Annotated in this window: 1 pseudogene; it reads left to right on the forward strand. The window is 54.3% G+C overall.

The features are described 5' to 3' along the window. A pseudogene (locus C7C56_RS28525) lies at nt 1-318 on the forward strand (IS4 family transposase); the annotation flags it as partial. Nucleotides 319-403: the final 85 nt, after the last annotated feature.

The following is a 403-nucleotide window of genomic DNA, read 5'->3' on the forward strand; positions in this document are numbered from 1 at the left end:
GTCGACGGCGTCATGCAGGAGATTTGGGGGGCCATCATCGCCTACAATCTGGTGCGGCTCGAAATGTCCAAAGCGGCGATCGATGCAGGGTGCGTCCCAACCGACATCAGCTTCGTGCGCGCATTCCACGTAATCCAGTACGAACTGTTATGGGTAGCTGCAACACGGGCTCAAGGAAAGCTGCCAAAGTTACTGCAGAACATGCGAGAAAGGCTCGTAAACGAACTCACTGCGAAGCGGCCCGGCAGGAAACGTGACCGGGTCGTTAAATCCAAAGCGCAACGCTACCCCACTAGAAAAATCAAAAAATTAGCTTAAGTCAACGCCATTAGGGTCTGACCCCGGTTGCGAAACTAATTGGCATTGATCCACGCCGTAGCCCTTGAAAGGCACCGGATCGGGC

The sequence above is a fragment of the Massilia glaciei genome (assembly GCF_003011895.2).
Classification (GTDB): domain Bacteria; phylum Pseudomonadota; class Gammaproteobacteria; order Burkholderiales; family Burkholderiaceae_D; genus Telluria_A; species Telluria_A glaciei.